At 28.9% G+C, this 17,870-nt stretch carries 20 protein-coding genes and 1 tRNA gene; all 21 read right to left on the bottom strand.

Going from position 1 to position 17,870, the window contains the following annotated elements; genetic code table 11:
• Positions 1 to 204: 204 nt before the first annotated feature.
• On the bottom strand, positions 205 to 426 hold the full coding sequence (locus B2671_RS00965) for a hypothetical protein (RefSeq protein WP_346848270.1): 222 nt from the start codon (positions 424 to 426) through the stop codon (positions 205 to 207).
• 159 nt (positions 427 to 585) lie between these two features.
• Complete coding sequence (locus tag B2671_RS17530; protein ID WP_414632594.1) at positions 586 to 699, bottom strand: Gp15 family bacteriophage protein; 114 nt, start codon at positions 697 to 699, stop codon at positions 586 to 588.
• 38 nt (positions 700 to 737) lie between these two features.
• Positions 738 to 812 (bottom strand) — tRNA-Glu (locus B2671_RS00955).
• 151 nt (positions 813 to 963) lie between these two features.
• Entirely contained in the window at positions 964 to 2,280 is a 1,317-nt protein-coding gene (locus B2671_RS00950) for a 2-hydroxyglutaryl-CoA dehydratase (protein ID WP_346868725.1), read from the bottom strand.
• A 3-nt stretch (positions 2,281 to 2,283) separates the two neighbouring features.
• Entirely contained in the window at positions 2,284 to 5,190 is a 2,907-nt protein-coding gene (locus B2671_RS00945; RefSeq protein WP_346868724.1) for an acyl-CoA dehydratase activase, read from the bottom strand.
• Between the two features lie 382 nt (positions 5,191 to 5,572).
• Positions 5,573 to 7,585: an ATP-dependent DNA helicase gene (locus B2671_RS00940; protein WP_346868723.1), complete on the bottom strand. Its 2,013-nt coding sequence runs from the start codon at positions 7,583 to 7,585 to the stop codon at positions 5,573 to 5,575.
• 172 nt (positions 7,586 to 7,757) lie between these two features.
• Positions 7,758 to 8,210 (bottom strand): peptide-methionine (R)-S-oxide reductase MsrB, encoded by a 453-nt coding sequence (msrB, locus tag B2671_RS00935; RefSeq protein WP_346868722.1) that lies wholly within the window; start codon positions 8,208 to 8,210, stop codon positions 7,758 to 7,760.
• A gap of 86 nt (positions 8,211 to 8,296) precedes the next feature.
• Positions 8,297 to 8,530 carry a TIGR04540 family protein gene (locus B2671_RS00930; RefSeq protein ID WP_035134530.1) on the bottom strand — a complete coding sequence of 78 codons (234 nt, stop codon included), beginning with the start codon at positions 8,528 to 8,530 and terminating at the stop codon, positions 8,297 to 8,299.
• Between the two features lie 275 nt (positions 8,531 to 8,805).
• Positions 8,806 to 9,726: a lipoate--protein ligase gene (locus B2671_RS00925; protein WP_346868721.1), complete on the bottom strand. Its 921-nt coding sequence runs from the start codon at positions 9,724 to 9,726 to the stop codon at positions 8,806 to 8,808.
• On the bottom strand, positions 9,719 to 11,389 hold the full coding sequence (gene lpdA / locus B2671_RS00920; protein ID WP_346868720.1) for a dihydrolipoyl dehydrogenase: 1,671 nt from the start codon (positions 11,387 to 11,389) through the stop codon (positions 9,719 to 9,721). Before lpdA ends, B2671_RS00925 begins: the two co-directional genes overlap by 8 nt.
• A gap of 96 nt (positions 11,390 to 11,485) precedes the next feature.
• On the bottom strand, positions 11,486 to 11,839 hold the full coding sequence (locus B2671_RS00915) for a carboxymuconolactone decarboxylase family protein (protein ID WP_035134524.1): 354 nt from the start codon (positions 11,837 to 11,839) through the stop codon (positions 11,486 to 11,488).
• 99 nt (positions 11,840 to 11,938) lie between these two features.
• A complete protein-coding gene (locus B2671_RS00910) occupies positions 11,939 to 12,361 on the bottom strand; it encodes a MarR family transcriptional regulator (RefSeq protein ID WP_346868719.1) in 423 nt (140 codons plus the stop codon).
• A 72-nt stretch (positions 12,362 to 12,433) separates the two neighbouring features.
• Positions 12,434 to 13,336 carry an AEC family transporter gene (locus B2671_RS00905; protein ID WP_346868726.1) on the bottom strand — a complete coding sequence of 301 codons (903 nt, stop codon included), beginning with the start codon at positions 13,334 to 13,336 and terminating at the stop codon, positions 12,434 to 12,436.
• Between the two features lie 224 nt (positions 13,337 to 13,560).
• Positions 13,561 to 14,028 carry a hypothetical protein gene (locus B2671_RS00900; protein ID WP_346868718.1) on the bottom strand — a complete coding sequence of 156 codons (468 nt, stop codon included), beginning with the start codon at positions 14,026 to 14,028 and terminating at the stop codon, positions 13,561 to 13,563.
• Positions 14,029 to 14,082: 54 nt separating this feature from the next.
• Complete coding sequence (locus B2671_RS00895) at positions 14,083 to 14,232, bottom strand: hypothetical protein (protein WP_346868717.1); 150 nt, start codon at positions 14,230 to 14,232, stop codon at positions 14,083 to 14,085.
• 147 nt (positions 14,233 to 14,379) lie between these two features.
• Positions 14,380 to 14,835, bottom strand: a complete 456-nt coding sequence (locus tag B2671_RS00890) for a hypothetical protein (RefSeq protein WP_346868716.1) — start codon at positions 14,833 to 14,835, stop codon at positions 14,380 to 14,382.
• Positions 14,836 to 14,839: 4 nt separating this feature from the next.
• Positions 14,840 to 15,631: an RHS repeat-associated core domain-containing protein gene (locus tag B2671_RS00885; RefSeq protein WP_346868715.1), complete on the bottom strand. Its 792-nt coding sequence runs from the start codon at positions 15,629 to 15,631 to the stop codon at positions 14,840 to 14,842.
• A 339-nt stretch (positions 15,632 to 15,970) separates the two neighbouring features.
• Positions 15,971 to 16,429 carry a DUF2691 family protein gene (locus B2671_RS00880; protein WP_346868714.1) on the bottom strand — a complete coding sequence of 153 codons (459 nt, stop codon included), beginning with the start codon at positions 16,427 to 16,429 and terminating at the stop codon, positions 15,971 to 15,973.
• A 5-nt stretch (positions 16,430 to 16,434) separates the two neighbouring features.
• A complete protein-coding gene (locus B2671_RS00875) occupies positions 16,435 to 16,638 on the bottom strand; it encodes a hypothetical protein (protein ID WP_346868713.1) in 204 nt (67 codons plus the stop codon).
• Between the two features lie 93 nt (positions 16,639 to 16,731).
• Entirely contained in the window at positions 16,732 to 17,079 is a 348-nt protein-coding gene (locus B2671_RS00870) for a hypothetical protein (protein WP_346868712.1), read from the bottom strand.
• 5 nt (positions 17,080 to 17,084) lie between these two features.
• Positions 17,085 to 17,870, bottom strand: a 786-nt coding sequence (locus tag B2671_RS00865) for an RHS repeat-associated core domain-containing protein (protein WP_346868711.1), incomplete at its 5' end; no start/stop codon positions are given.

The raw sequence follows: 17,870 nt of genomic DNA, 5'->3' as shown, positions 1-17,870 counted from the left end.
GTTGACAAATAAGCCTTTTGACCATTCTTATAAAATAAATAAGTTATATCTGTTAACAACACCTTACCAGGTATTTGTTGCTCATATTATCACTCCTAAAGCTATATATTAATTTTATTATACATAAAAATACCCTATATAATAGACTTTTTTTAAAGTGTCTATTATATAGGGTACATTTTAAAGTAAGTGCTTAAATTTATTTTATGCTTTCCACCTTTTGCCACAATTCTGACAAACTGCTTCACTATGTGTTTTAGATTTAGTTTTACTATTAGTTATTAAAGGTATAATTATTATTAAACCCAAAGTACAAATAGCTAACATAATCCATATCAACCACCCTAAACAACCTCTATGTTTTGTTTTCGTTGTTGTAACTGCTTGAACTGTAACATTCTGACTTCCACATTTAGGACATTTCATAATATGTAACCCCTTCCCCTATGTAAATATAAATTAATTATACATTATATAAGGAATAAATTACAATACTTTACTACCATCTCCACCATTAAGTAGAATTTGATTAATTTCATCAAGCTTTTCTTCTTCATCCTTGTTAATAGGTATCTTATATAAGTTTTACATCTTTGTATAATGTGCCTTTTGTTCATTATCTTTTATTTTATTAATATCCATACTACGATAACCCATAATTTTAACTATCTCATTATCCTCTTTAAGCGCCTTGAACATGGCTTTAAACCTCTACCAATGTAATTATTACAAATATATGGTAGCCTGTAGGGGGATCGAACCCCTGTTTCCACCGTGAGAGGGTGGCGTCTTGACCACTTGACCAACAAGCCTTATCAACAGTTTGATTACTTCTTTTCTCTACCTGTTAATAATATCATACAATTTAATTTAATTCCATATTATGAATTATTTTATTATACAATAGATTTCTTAATATCTATTCAGATTTATAATTAAACAACTTTTTTAAAATTTATAGTTTTATACTAAAGCAATTTCCTTATCTATATCACTATTAATATCTTTAGGATTGATATTAAGTTCCTTATGATCTAGTTGTTCCTTTGCAATGGCAAGCATAAGTTTAATTCTATTTTCCTGATTTACTCTAGTAGCACCAGGGTCATAATCTATAGGTACTATATTAACATCATGATGAATGTTTTTTATTTTTCGTACCATTCCCTTACCTACTATATGATTTGGCAAACATCCAAAGGGTTGAGTGCATATAATATTTTTATATCCTAAATTGTTCAACTCTAACATTTCTGCTGTAAGAAGCCATCCTTCACCCATATTATTACCATATCCAACTACACCCTTAGCTAACTTTTTAGTTTCTTTAAAGGATGAAGGTGGTATAAAATCTGAATTTTCCTTTACTGAAGCTATAAGTAAACTCTCAATTTTAAATAGGTAATTCATAAATTTTTGAACAATAAACTTAACTACCTTACTTCCACCATAAAGATTTATATTGTCTATTCTTTCATCTGTACAATAAAATACAAATCCAAGAATTCCTGGTATCATAACTTCACAATTCTGTGTAGCTAAAAATGCTTCTAAATCATTATTGCCTAAGCTTGCATATTTAATATATATCTCTCCCACTATACCCACTTTTACTTTAGGAGTTTTTTGAATTTTTATATTTGCAAAGTCTTTTGTTATATTATCCATATTGGTCTTAATTTTTTTTAGAGAATAAGCCTTATTATTTTTAAATTGCAAAGTTAACTCTTCAATCCATTTGTTTATTACTTTATCACTTTCACCTTTACTTATTTCATAAGGTCTCACTTGATTGCTCAAATGCATCAAAAGATCTCCATAAATAACTCCTGATAACATTTTATGAACCATAGGCAATGTTATTTTGAAGCCACTATCTTTTTCCATTCCAGCTAAATTAAAAGAAATAACAGGAACCTGTCCATATCCAGCCTTTTTTAATGCCTTTCTAAGTAAGTATATATAGTTTGATGCTCTGCATCCTCCTCCAGTTTGAGTGATAATTAAAGCTGTTTTATTAATATCATACTTTCCACTGTTTAAAGCATCTATCATTTGACCTATAACTAGTAAAGCTGGATAGCAAGTATCGTTATGAACATATTTTAGTCCTGTTTGTACTACTGATTCACCTTTATTAGTTAATAGTTCTATGTGATATTTACTATTTAGGAATACATTTTTTAAAATTTCAAAATGTATGGGTGCCATCATAGGCATTAATATAGTATAATCTTTACTCATTTCTTTAGTAAAGGTTACTTTATTTTCCTTATCCATTACTTATTCACCCTCCCCTTGATGGATTGCTGCAAATAAACTACGAAGTCTTATTTGTATCGCTCCTAAATTAGTAATTTCATCTATCTTAATTTGGGTGTATATCTTATTTGACTCTTCTAAAATTTCTCTTACCTCATCGGTAGTTATTGCATCCACACCACAACCAAAGGAAACCAACTGAACTAAATTCATGTTAGGCTTGTCTGCTATATACTTAGCCGCCTTATATAATCTAGCATGATATGTCCATTGATTTAACACCTGAAGGTCTACCTTTTCTACCTTATGAGAAATCACATCTTCAGATATAACTGCAGCTCCATAGCTATTAATATACTTATCAATTCCATGATTAATTTCACTATCTATATGATAAGGTCTACCAGCAAGAACAATTATATCTTTATCCTCCTTTTCTGCTTTCTCAATAATTTCTTCACCCTTTATCCTTACTTTTTTTAAATATCTATCATATTCTTTATAAGCAAGAGTAGTTGCTTCCTTAACTTCTTTTAAAGATATGTCCTTAAAATATTTTGCCAATATGTTATGCATCTTCTTTGGAAAATCCTTAGGTCTATGAATTCCTATATAATCATAAATATAGGTTACCTTTGAAACATCTGACATATTTCCTTCAATTACTTCAGAGTAATATGCAACTACAGGGCAGTTATAACAGTTATCAGCTGAACTATCCTGTATATTATAGGTCATGCATGGATAAAAAATTGTATCTACTCCACCATCTATTAATGACTGTACATGTCCGTGAATTAATTTTGCTGGAAAGCATACTGTATCTGATGGTATAGTTGTTTGTCCCTTCAGATAAATTTCTCTTGAAGATGGCTCAGATTTTTTTACTTCAAACTGTAAGGCTGTAAAAAATTTATACCAAAACGGGTATAATTCATACATGTTTAATCCCATAGGAATTCCAATTTTTCCTCTTTTACCTGAAATTTTAGGATAACTATCTAATAAGCTTCTCTTATACTCATATATGTTGGACACTTCTCCATGATTTTTATTACTTATAGGTCTATCACATCGATTTCCACCAATATACTTTCTGCTTTCTCCAAAGGTATTTATAGTTAATCTACAATGATTATTACAAAGCCCACAGTTAGTCATTTTTACTTCATGATTAAAATTCTCTAATTCACTCTTACTAAGAATAGTACTTTTATTATTATTTTTTTCCTGAGCATACAAAGCTGCTCCATAAGCACCCATAAGCCCAGAAATTGTAGGTCTAAGGACTTGTACATTTAATTCTTGTTCAAAGGCACGAAGTACAGCATCATTTAGGAAAGTTCCTCCTTGAACTACAATATTTTTTCCTAGAGACTCTGCATTACTGGCACGAATTACTTTATATAGTGCATTTTTAACTACACTAACAGATAATCCTGCTGATATATCTTCTATGGTAGCTCCATCCTTCTGCACCTGCTTTACAGAAGAATTCATAAATACAGTGCATCTAGAACCTAAATCTACTGGATTTTTAGAGAATAATCCTAAGTTAGCAAATTCTTCAACTGAATATCCTAATGCATTAGCAAAGGTCTGCAAGAAAGAGCCACAACCTGATGAACAAGCTTCATTTAAAAATATATTATCTATAGCTCCATTATGTATTTTAAAACATTTTATATCTTGTCCTCCTATATCAATAATAAAGTCAACATTATTCATAAAATGTTTGGCTGCTGTAAAATGAGCTACAGTTTCTACCATACCATAATCTACCTTAAAGGCATTTTTTATTAATTGTTCACCATATCCTGTTGCTGCAACTGCTGAAATTTTAACTTTGGGATATGTATTATATAAATTTTCTAAGTATTCCTTAACTACCTCTACAGCATTTCCACTATTAGGTCTATAAATTGAAGATACAATTTCTTTATCATCACTAATAGCAACAATTTTTATAGTTGTAGAACCAGAATCTATTCCTATAGTTATTGGTGATACAATATCAATTTCATCCTTGATAAGCACCTTACTTTTTTCATGTCTAAGCTTAAATTCATCATACTCTTCTTTTGTTCTAAATAGTGGTGGTGCCATAGAATAAGTTTCATCTTCACGATAATTATTTAAAGTAATAATCAAGTTATCTATATCTATCTTTTCACTAGCATAATAGGCTGCCCCTAAAGCTACATAATATAGAGAGTTATCTGGACACTTTCCTGTTAACTTTAAAGTTTTGTCAAAGGCTTTTCTCAATTCTGAGTTGAAGCTTAGTGGTCCTCCAAGGTATAATACATTACCTTTTATAACTCTACCTTGAGCTAATCCTGCAATAGTTTGATTTACAACAGCAAAGAAAATACTTGCTGATAAATCACTTTTTACAACTCCTTGATTTAAAAGAGGTTGAATATCTGACTTAGCAAAAACTCCACATCTAGAAGCAATAGTATAAATCTTTTTATAATCCTTAGCAGTCTCATTCATTTCTTCTAAGGACATATTTAACAAAGTAGCCATTTGGTCAATAAATGCTCCTGTTCCACCTGCACATGAGCCATTCATCCTTACTTCCATACCATCCTTTAAAAATAGTATTTTAGCATCTTCTCCCCCTAATTCAATGATAACATCCACATCAGATTCTAAAGTAGTTGCAGCAATCCTTGTTGCATAAACCTCTTGAACAAAGGGCACCTTCCATTTTTCGGCCATTCCCATAGCAGCAGATCCAGAAATGCTTAGTTCCATGGACTTCTCCCTTGGATACTTATCTCTAATTTTCTTTAGCAGTTCTGAAGTCTTTTCTTTTATCTTACAATAATGACGTTCATATGATTGATAAATAACTTCTCCAAAGTTATTTAAAACAACAGATTTAATTGTGGTTGAGCCCACATCAATTCCTATTTTCATAGTAAATCCTCCTAAATAAATGCCATACTATATAGCTTTTACCCTCTTAAAAATAACAATTAAAGATTTAGTTTTATAAATCTTCTATATATTATCTAAACACCATATTATACCATATTATTTACTAAATAACATATATTTAATTATTATTTAACATACCGTAAACAACTATTTCTCTATCTTTAGAAATTATAGTTTTTCAATTTAATAAATATTACTTTATTATTAAATATTTATAAATATATAACCATATACTTTAATTTATATTACTTATACAAATTATTTTCAAGTTACTGTTAATGTGCTTTAAGCCGTTATTTCATGATATTTATAATAAAAAACAAGATATAGAATAACTTCCTTTCTATATCTTGCTTAAGCTCTATTCATCCATTTTCATCCAAAAACTTTCTATTTCTCTTATATCATTAGTTCTATTTTTTATAGGGAGGGAATCAAACACTATATTTTTATACGGGTTATTAGACATTTCACCAATTCTAGAATCTAAGATTGCCACTATACCCTTATCGTCATGCTTTCTTATTAACCGTCCTACCCCTTGCCTAAGTTTTACTATCATTAATGGTACACTTACCTCCATTAAAAAATCTTCTGATAAAGTCCTTTTATATTCTATAATTGGATCTGGTACCGGAAATGGTAGCTTAAATATAATTAAATTCGATAATGATTTTCCAGGCACATCTATTCCTTCCCAAAATGTTCCTGTAGCTAATAATACAGAATTCTTATCCTTTTTAAATTCTTCAAGTATATCATCCTGAGAGGACATATGTTGCTGTTTTAAAAGCCTATATTCTAAATTTTTATGTTTTAATATCTCATAAACTTCCTTTAGATCACTTTTAGATGTAAATAAAATTAAGGCTTTTCCCTTTGTAATATTCAGAAGCTTTACTATTTTTTCTGCCCCCAATTTTATAAACCTTTCTCTCGCCTCTACTGGATGAGGCATATTTTCTGTACAATATATCATGGCATTGTAATTGTACGGAAAAGGTGATGGTTTTGGTGTTGATAAAAATCCTGTACTAGTTGGAAATCCTGTACTTTTAATAAAATACTCATATCTCTCTTCTTCACTACCTTGACTCTTATCTGCAATAGTTGCTGAAGTTAATATAGTAGTTTTTAACTTATCAAAGTATAAAGAATTTATCTCCTTACTTATATTTTTAGGACATGCAAATATATGAATATCATTAAAATTTTCTAACCAAAATAAATCCCTGCTCTTTATAGATATCAAACTTTTTATAAAGTCTTGAAGATTCTCTAGCTCTTCGAATACTTCTTCACATAAATTATCATCACTATAAAATTGTACTTTATAATTTATTAAATCAATTTTACTATTTAAAAGTAAAAGCTCTTCTCTTATTTCATCTATATTAATAAAAAACTTTTCCATTTCTTCACCCTTAAGTGATGAGTTAATTTGTTTTTTTACTTGATTATTTAGTTTATTAAAAATAACATTCAAAATATGAGTTATATTATTAAAATTTTCGTAACTCTCTCTTCTTATAGCTGATATTTTTATGGTTTCAATTACATCTCCTAAAATAGATTTTATTTTATATTTGTTATAGCTTTCTATTAAAGATGCTCTAACTTTTTCCTCCAAATTATGAGCTTCATCTATAACAATTAAATCTATTTTCTCATTTAAAAGCCCCTTTTGACCTTTCTTTAACTTTTGAAAATGTACAGTTAATAAGTCTTGATTACATAAAATTATGCCATCAGTATTTAACATATCTCTTCTTAGAGACATAAAACTGCAATTATTATAATGTTCACACCTATTATGATCTGTTGCCTTTACATTCACATTGTCCCATATATTATTATCTACATCTAATTTTATATTTTTTCTATCTACTACCCCATTATTTATGTAATTACATAGTGTTTCTAGATTATCATTAAAATCTTTCCTATTAATCTCTTTAAAATATTTATCGGCTCTACTTTTACATGCAAAATGAGTCATGCCTTTAGCTAAAACTATTTCTGGTTTATGATTAATATAAGAACAAATTTTTTTTACATCCTTAATGAGTTGCTCTTGCAGAGCTATAGTTGACGTAGCTATTAATACAGGTTTATTAAAAAGTTTATTATAATAGAGTAAGGGAACTATATATGCATAAGATTTTCCTATTCCTACTCCTGCTTCCACTATAGTATGTTGTCTGTCAACTATAGCGTTACATATATCTAACGCCATATCTTCTTGTCCTTCTCTCTGTTCAAAACCTAGTTTAGGAATTTTGCTCATAAAAAAATTCCATACTAGCTGCTGTAATTCATCTTCTTTTGAAATATTTTTATCTACCTTCTTACTATCTTCTGAAAACCAAAACATCTATATCCCTCCTCTTATTAAGACTTTTAGTAACATAGCTTTATTTTCACATTTTTCTTCTTAAAATACAACCGTAGATTTCCATATTTAATTTCTTAAACATAGAAAAAGATGTGATTAAATAGATAACTCCATCTAATCACATCTTAATGCCATACTCTCATCTGTATATTTATTTATCAAGTAAATCTAAGTACTCTTCATACCCTTCTTCCTTCATCTTATCCTTTTGAATAAATTTAAGTGAAGCTGAATTTATACAATATCTTAATCCACCTAGTTCCTCAGGTCCATCACAGAATACATGACCTAAGTGGGAATCTCCATTTTTACTTCTCACCTCGGTTCTAACCATTCCATGACTTTTATCTATATTTTCTTTAATAAAATCTCTATCTATTGGCTTGGAAAAAGCTGGCCATCCACATCCTGAGTTAAACTTATCACTAGATATAAATAAAGGTTCTCCTGTTGCTATATCTACATAAATACCTTCTTCGTAAAAGTCAAAGTATTCATTTTTATAAGGTAGTTCTGTACCATTTTGTTGAGTTACATTATATTGCTCCTTGGTTAATATTTTTTTCAACTCTTCCTTACTTCTTTTCATATATTTATTATTCATAGCATATACCTCCAAAATAAAAAAGATAAGCTTATGGGATTTAATCAATAAAGCTCATCTTTTTTATAAATTTACCATAAGATTTTTTAATTGTTTTTATCTAATATATCTTTTATAATTGCTATTCTATCTTCCTCTAGAATATTTGCAATTTTTATTTCAACATCTCCATTTTTAAAGAATCTTTCTACATTGGAATCTACAATTTTAATAACCTTATCTGATAATTTTTCATAGGTCATTAAATCATCTCTGTATAAATCTACAATATCTCTTAAACAAGCACCTAATTCCTTAGGATTTTTATAAATTGTTCTCATGCTATAATCCTCCATAGTTTTACAATAATAAATATAATGTTAATATATTAGCAATAATTTATTTGTCAGCTATTATATTTACAATATACATATTATACCCTACATTATTTTTAATTACCAAGGTTATTTTACATAAAAATATGGATTATATCATTAAAATATAAGCCATATTAAAAATATTAGATTTTCTTGACTTATCTAGATGAGGTAAATATATTTTTGCCTAAGAATATTATGATTTATACAAATATTTTTATACATATTTTTTCTCATATCTATCTTACATAGTCCTCTATTAATTTTACAACTTTATCTCTAGAGAATATAATTCCTATAAGCTGTTCTTCAACTTTTCCTAAATTTATATCCTCCAAAGTGTCTGAAAATATTTTAGCCTTTACTATTTTTCCTGACTCCACTGATAAATTTATGTCTATATTGCCTATGACAGTTTTTTCTTCGAGAATTACATCATATTGTGGACTCTCACCATAATTCCACAACTTACTAGAGTATTTATCATATAATTTAGGTACATAACTACTCATATTATAAATATATGAGTTTTGTAAATCTCCATAAACATTATTAAAGGAACTTACCAATGACTGAATTAAATTATCTACATTTAATTCACTACAAACCTCTATTAAATTTATAACCCTACTTTTTACTGATTCTATGCCTTTAGATTTTAATTTTAACTTAGATGGAGTAAGAACCTTTTCAAGTTTAGTAATATCTACATCAATCATAAGAGTACCATGATGAAAATAATTACCATCTTCACAATAAAATGCATGTCCTGAAAACTTTCTATTATTCAAAAGCAAATCATTTCTTCCTGAAAACTCAACCTTAAAACCATAGGACTCTACAGCACCTTTTATAACCTTAAGTTGTTTATCTAAATTACTCTTAATTTCCTTTGTTATAAAAGTAAAGTTTAAATTTCCTAAATCATGAAAAACTGCTCCACCTCCAGATATTCTTCTAGCTAATGTAATATGGTTTTCTTTCATATAATCTAAGTCGCATTCTTTATAAGGATTTTGATTTCTTCCAATAACTACAGTATTTTCGTTTTGCCAAAGATATAATATGGTTTCTTCGGACTTTATATTTCTTAATAATTCTTCTTCTAGGGCTAAATTATAATAAGGATTAACTTCCTTTGAAATAATTACTTTATTCATTATAATGTATTGCTCCTATAGATAATCCTAATACTGCTTCATGTATACCTTCACCTGTAGTTGGATGTGCAAATACAGTTTCTGCTATGCTTTCTTCTGAAATATTCTGCTGAATAATAAGTGTTAGCGTACTTATTAGTGATGAAGCATCTGGACCTATTATTGATCCTCCAACCATCTTACCTGAATCTAAATCTTTTATTATTTTAATAAATCCATACTCTTGACCCATAGTTAAGGCTTTTCCGTTGGCTGCAAAAGGGAACTTACTTATTTTTATATTAATATTTTTATCAATACATTGTTTTTCAGTGAGACCAACTGAAGCAATTTCTGGAGCTGTAAATATTACATTAGGAATACATTCATACTTCATTTCTTTATTTTCTCCTAATATATTATCTACTGCTACAATTCCTTGATGTGAAGCTACATGGGCTAATTGGATCTTGCTATTAACATCTCCAATAGCATATATTCCNNNNACCTTTATACCTCTATTCCTATCATTTAGTTCTATATCAGTATTTTCAAGATTTAGCCCTTCCATATTAGGCTCTCTTCCAATTGCTACTAATACCTTTTCTGAAACTAAAAGCTTCTCATTACCTTCATTTTCAAATATAACTATACCTTCACCTGATTCAGATTTTTCAATTCTAGTAACCTTTGAACTTGTATATATACCTATGCCCTTTGATTTTGCTATATCAAGTATTTCCTCAGAGACATCTAAATCCACCATGTTAAGAATTCTATTTTCGTATTCAACCACGTTTACTTTAACACCAAAATTTGAATAAAGGAATGCAAATTCCATCCCAATAACTCCACCACCAATTATTGTAATTGATTTTGGTAATTCTGTGTTACTAAGTGCTTCTGTACTATTTAATACAAAAGGTAGTTCTATACCTGGGATACTTATTTTTGATATTTTAGAACCAGTAGCAATAATAATATTTTTAGCTTCAATAGTATACTCATCTTTACCTTTTTTCACTAATACTTTATGGTTATCTATAAAAGATGCTTCTCCCTTAATAAGTGTTATATTATTTTTATTTAATAAATAGTCGATGCCACCAACTAAATTATTTCTAATTTTATCTTTTCTAGCTATGACCTTTTTCATGTCTAGGTTTATATCTTTTATTTCAAATCCAAATTCTTCTCCATTTAATGCTTCATTGTATGCTTCAGCAGATTTAACTAGAGATTTTGTAGGAATACATCCTACATTAAGACAAGTCCCTCCTAAATTATCCTTTTCAACTATTATAGTTTCCAAACCTTTCTTAGCTCCGTATATAGCAGAAACGTATCCTCCTGGTCCTGCACCTATTACTAAAAGGTCTATATTTAAATTTTCTTTTTTACCCTTTATTAAGCTACCAAAGTAATCAACTTTTTTAGTTTCTTTTGCTAAAACTTCTCCACTTACTATAAGTAATGTATCTCCAACCTTTACCTCTTGTCCCTCTGTAACCTTTATTTCTTCAATTTTATAGCTTCCTTTAGCTTTTACAGGTGAATTTCCTTTATTTGTTTCTAGCTGAAACAATACATCATTTAACTTAACATTATCCCCAACTTGTATATTAATTTTACCTACTTTAGCAGACTTACTTTTTCCTGATAGACTTTCCAACTTAATATCCATTTCAACCTCTCCTTTAATACCAAATATATATTAGTTTAAGATTCTGGATTTAAGACCCTGAGTATAATACTCAAGGTCTTAAATTTAAAATCTTATTTAGTTAAAATCTTTTTCAAATTCATCAACAGCATCTTTTAATAAAGTTACAGAATATGCCATACTAGGACCTCCACCAAAGGCAACAGATACCATAGCAGCTTCCATTATTTCAGCTCTAGTTGCTCCCGCTTCTAAAGCTTTGTAAACGTGGAAAACTATACAATATTCACATCTGTTATATGCAGCAATTCCAACGCTAATTAATTCCTTTGTTTTAGTATCTAATGCACCCTCTTCATAAGTCTTACCTAATAGTCCCATGAAAGCGTTAACATTCTCTCCATTAGTTTCTCCTAATTCACCAAGTCCGTTCATAAAGTCATTTAACATTTCTCTTACATCTTTTTTCATATCTATACCCCCATATCATTTAATAGTTGCTAGTGCAATGGTTAGTACTACAAGTATTTATGATATAAAAATACCACCATGGGGTGGTATTGTCAATAGCTAACATATATTATCTGTCATCCTTTGCAAAACTTCTTTAAAAATCTCTAAATTTTCTTTCGATATTCCCTTTAATACATCATCTTGGAACTTTTGTCCTCTAGGCATAAGTTCTTCTTTTAAAAACTTACCTTTATCAGTTAATATTATCTTTGTTATTCTTCTATCTTCTGAATCTTTTTTTCTCTCCACTAACTCTTCCTTTTCCATTCTATCTATAAGTCTTACCATTGAAGACTCTTTAATATCCATATAATCCGAAAGTTCTTTTTGAGAAATTTCTCCTGATTTACCTATATAAAATAAAGCTATCCATTGTACTCTAGTTGTACCATTCTCTTGTAATCTTCTATTAAATTCGTCAGCTAATTTCTTTGCGCTTTTATTTGTTATAAATGCAATACAATCATCTAAATCAAACATATGTAATTTACATTCCCTTCTATAATTATTTAAAGTAACTAAATCACTAAAACCTATCATCTATATAATTAATTATCTTACTAAATATATAAATAGTGGAATAGTTATAACGGATAAAAGTGTAGTTATAAATACACACTGTGAGCCATACTTACCATCTCCACCAGCAGATAATGCAATTACAGGTCCTACCACCGCTCCTGGCATAGCCATAAGTAAAGTGCATATAGCTACCAACATTGAATCTATATTAAACATATTCATAGTAAAATATGTTGCTATAGGAACTAAAATTAGTCTAACTATAGATAAATAGTATAAACTAAAATCTCCTATCATTTCCTTTATGTTAGAACCACAAAGCATAGAGCCAATGATTATCATAGATATTGGAGTGGTCATATTTCCTACACTTTTTACCGTTGAGTTAATGGCAAAGGGTAGTTTAATTTGACCTACAAATATTATAATTCCTATAATTACAGCCCATATGGATGGATTCTTTAAAATGCTTTTACTAGCTTCCTTCATAGATATTTTCCCTGTAAACAAAGATACCCCTACGGTCCACACTAAAGCAGTGAATACCATAGTAAAAATTGAAGCATAAAACACTCCTATTTGTCCAAATATGCTGTTTAATACTGGATAACCCATAAATCCACAGTTAGAAAAAGATGTTGTAAATATAAGTAGTGGTTTTTTTCTATCACTAGCCTTAATATAAATATATCTTGATAAAATAAGTAACACCAAATGTATAACTATGGAATAGAAGAATATCTTTATAGCATTTCCCATAATAGCTTTATCAAATTCTAAGCAAAAACTATTTATGATCATTAATGGTAAAGTTATATTGATTAATATTGCACTTAATCCCTTCTCTACTCTATCATCTATAAAGCCTTTCTTTCTAGCATATATTCCTATAACCATCATAATGGATAGAACTAAAACTTGATTTACGNNAATAGTTATATAGTTTTATAGCTAAATATTATACTAGTTTTATATGTATATAGTAAAATAGTCTTATTCATAAAGATATTTATCATACTATTTTTCACTTCCCATTTAGTAAAAGTTTCAACTCGATAATATATTTAACTCTATTAGTTAATTCTTCATAAAACACATCATTTCCTTCTAAGGTACATTTAAGGTTTACTTAATTACATTTTGAACAAAAATTTATTTTAACTTATCTTCTGAAACATAATTTTCTTAAACTCCATGTATACACTATTTCTATTTGACATTAATATTTCATGACTAATTATAGCATCATCTATTGGAATTATCTCACTATATAGCAAGACATTATTTTTGATGTTATTTTTAATACTTAAATCTATATTATATTTAGTAACATTAATATATTTTATTAAGTACCTAATGTCATCATATCTAATTATTAATTCAACATTAAAAGCATCCTTTCTTTTTCCTTCATCTTTATAAAAATTTATGGATTCTATATTATAGTCATGGAAAGCATGCGTACTGTATTCTTTTACAAAACTATAAGGTAATCTATCCTCATATTTTTTAAAATTATTCCAATACGTTTCAAGATTTCCCATCCAAAGTCTGTCAGCAATTTCACGTTCTGACTCTATAGTGCTATTAGATTTATCTAATAGTTCTAAAGTAAAGTACTTCATATAATATCCTCCTCTTATTATATATTATGGTGCCAATGCATTGCCAGGAATAGTTCATCTAAAGGCTGGGATTAATGAAGGATCCTTCTTAACATGTGGGTTATCTGCTCTCCCATTGTATCCCTTTCCAAGGCCTACTTCCTCATACTTAAGTTTCATTTCTTCATGAAATGCTCTTTTTCCTTCTATATAATTTACTAACAACTAATATCATATGTTATTGAAAAATAATAGTTGTTCCATTTGCTTGGAACAACTATCCCCTTTTTAGGTATTTACTTTTAATTTTACAAGTTACTTATTTTTATACTTATGTCTACCAACCACGGCTATTAATAATTTTCAACATAATTAACTATCTTGAAATACAGTAATATATAATGATTCATCATCTTCAATTATATCTACAACTATATTCATATCAGGGAATCTTTCATTAAAACCTAAAGTCCAAAATTTTTTTAATATATTTCCTAGTGCTTGTATTTGTTCATTTATATTTTTATCTTCAAAATCTGTATTCATATGAAAAAATTCTTTAATTTCATATGAATTAATAGCCTTCTCTAAAGTTTTTTTATCATTACACACAACTTTCCATTGTTCATACCTTTCGCTTGAAAAGTTATCCTTTATAAAGATACAGTTATCTATCTCAATTATTTCGGGATAGAAAAACTTAGCGAATCCCAGTGCAATTTGAATATCTGACTTCATATTTACATAATTCCACCATGAAAAATTTTTATGATTAGCCTTTTTCCATATAATATATTCTTCAATTATTTTATCTTCAAATAATTCCATCTTTTCACCTCCTATCCCATTTTATTATTTCATCAGCAGTAGCTGGTCTTACACTATACCCATTTTGAAACCTTTCACCCATTTTGGGATTTACATTAAATTTAGGCTCCTTAACATTAGGACGTGGTATTGGTCCATGTTCTTTACCTTTTAAACGAACTTCTTTAACAAATTCTCCATCGGGTCCAAATACAGTATACTTTTCAACTTTCCCATCTTTTCCTCTTACAACTTCAGTGTCATTCGGTTTTCCTTTTTGTTTAGGTTTATTCTTACTTTTTGAGGTATTACTAGAAAAGGTTATAATATTCCAAATAGCTCCTATTGTTCCAACAGTGCCATACCATGCTCCTTTTACAGTGTCTGCTAACGCTCCACTACCGCCAATAGCAGCAGCTCCGAAACCACCTCCACCACCATATTCATTTGACATACAATGTGCAAAACCTAATGGATCTTTAAAAACTACAGGATTATTAGCACAATATGCAAACATATTATGTGATAACATACCTTGTCCTGTAGATACTAAACCATCCGCATTCAAGAACCTTCCAATCTCAGGATTATAGTATCTACTTTGTAAGTAGTAATATCCAGTCTCTATGTCATATCTATACCCTCTATATCTATAAGGATTCTTTTCTCCTAATACTTTATCTCCTGTTATAGATATTAATTTACCCCAAGTATCGTAGGTATAAGAAACAACTTGTTTTCCGATAGAGTTTATTATTCCTATAATATCACTTTGAGCATTTCTAATGTAGAAATATTGTTCAGCGTCATTTAGCACGAAGCCTACAAGACCTTTATCTCCATAGTTATATAAAATTTTATCTGATGGCTAGTATCCCTAAGTTTCACTAAGGGTACTACGCCCCTATATAACGATTTCTAACCTTCTATAAGAGAAACACACTCTCATAAGCTAAGAACTCTGTTAATCTACAGTACTTCCATTAGTTATTTCTTCATATACTACATTATTTCCTTCTAAAAGAAAAGAGCCAACACTTTGGATGTTAGCTCTCAATATTACTATGATTATAATATATATTTGATTTTTCTTTTGATACAACTGAAAAGATTTCTTCTCTTACTGCAGGATTATTATTATGCTATAAAATTTTACCTACCAAGCAATCATACTTCTTTCTGAAACATCAGCAGCAGACTTGTATTCTACTTTTTCAAAACCATTATTTATACAATTATTATATACTTTATCAAGAATATCCCTATCTTTGCAATAAAATTCTATAACTGATGAATCTGTACATAAAATAATCATTACACAACTGCTTCTTAAAAAGTCTTTGAATGTTTTTATTTCGATACGCTCACTACCAAGAGAATATACTTTTATATCAGCAAATATCATGTAATAACTGTCTCTTGATATACACTTAATGAATTCTTCTGCATTTAAAACATCTTCTCCAAAAAAATCCTCTTTTAGCTCACCATTATCAAGATATAAAAAATTATCAGCATTTATTTCCCAAACATAGTTAAATAAATTAACACCATTTAAGATTTTATTTAGATAATTACTATATCCATTTTTCACCTTAATATCTAAGCTAATCAAATTTTTCACTCCTTATTATAATTAGACTTTGTTTTTGTATACTTACTTGTAGTTTCTCCATCAGTAATTGAACTACATAGGAATCCCTGCCCTGTAGATATCAACGCATCTGTATTCAAGAATCTTCCCCACTCAGGATTATAATATCTTGATTGTACATTCATTATTTCTTCATGAAATGATCTTTTTCCTGCTATATAATTTCCCAACTATCAATATCATATAGAAGGAAAAAGTGATAGTTATTCCGTTTCATTGGAACAACTATCATCTTCATAAGTATTTACTTTTAATTTTAAAAATTACTTATTTTTATATTTCAAATATAATTTTAAATATATACACCAACCTATTATAATTAGCAATAATGCTACTACTCCTATAGTCTCAAACACTTCATTTTTACTATATAATCCTACATAATATACTACAAAAGGAATAAGAATAGTTAATATTCCTAATGATAATAAATAATATTTTTTCACCACAAAATAAAGTATTCCACATATAATAAATAATATTACTAATCCTAAAATTAAGAATCCTAATTTATCATTTGCTTCTGAACCATATTTTGCAAGTATATATCTACTTAATACCATTATTAATAATGCAGGAGTTATAAATAACCATTTTTTGTTATCTTTCATTTTTTTCACCTTCCATAATGTTTATTCTTAATTTTCTCCGCTTGTCCATTAATCACATAAGATGCACCTACTCCTACCGCAACCCCCAGTGCTGTAACAGCAATAGCTGGCGCTCCAACTAATGAAAATGTTGCAATTGCAGCACTGGCTAAGAAACCTGCTCCCCATCCTACTCCAACTCCAGCTGCTGTAGCTCCTAAGTCTACCACCGCTCCATATATTTCACCTTTACATATGCTATTAACAGTTTGAATAGAAGTTATTCCTAGTATTACTGGCCCTACACCTTTTAATCCATTAAGGGCTTTACCAGTTTTGTTTAACTTAAGTTTATATATATAATTACTTGGATTGTATGTCCACTCTCTATACTTACTAAATGTACCTAGCTTAGAAGCTATTTTGCTACCAATTACAGAATCGGCAACTGCTGTAACCGCAGACAATATAAACCCGGAACTTGATTTAGATTTACTTGTACTTATAGAACCCAGCTTATTACTAATTGCTGGAGCAGCTTTTGCCATAACTTCGTAAGAAGCATCTCTCATTGCAGCTGTTTCTTCTCCTTGAGTATATATAGGTCTAAATCCATTAGGGTCTTTAGCATTTACAGGATTATTATTGCAATAAGCAAAAGTATTATGTGATAATAATTCACCTATACTTCCACCTAACGCATCCGCATTCAAAAATCTCCCCCACTCAGGATTATAATATCTTGATTGCAAGTAGTAATATCCTGTTTCAGTATCATATCTATAGCCTCTATATCTATAAGGATTCTTTTC

It is taken from the genome of Clostridium sp. UBA5119, from assembly GCF_002414285.1.
GTDB classification, from domain to species: domain Bacteria; phylum Bacillota; class Clostridia; order Clostridiales; family Clostridiaceae; genus Clostridium_J; species Clostridium_J sulfidigenes.
Note: the sequence above shows the minus strand (reverse complement) of the source record. Positions and strands in the feature narration are given on the sequence as shown.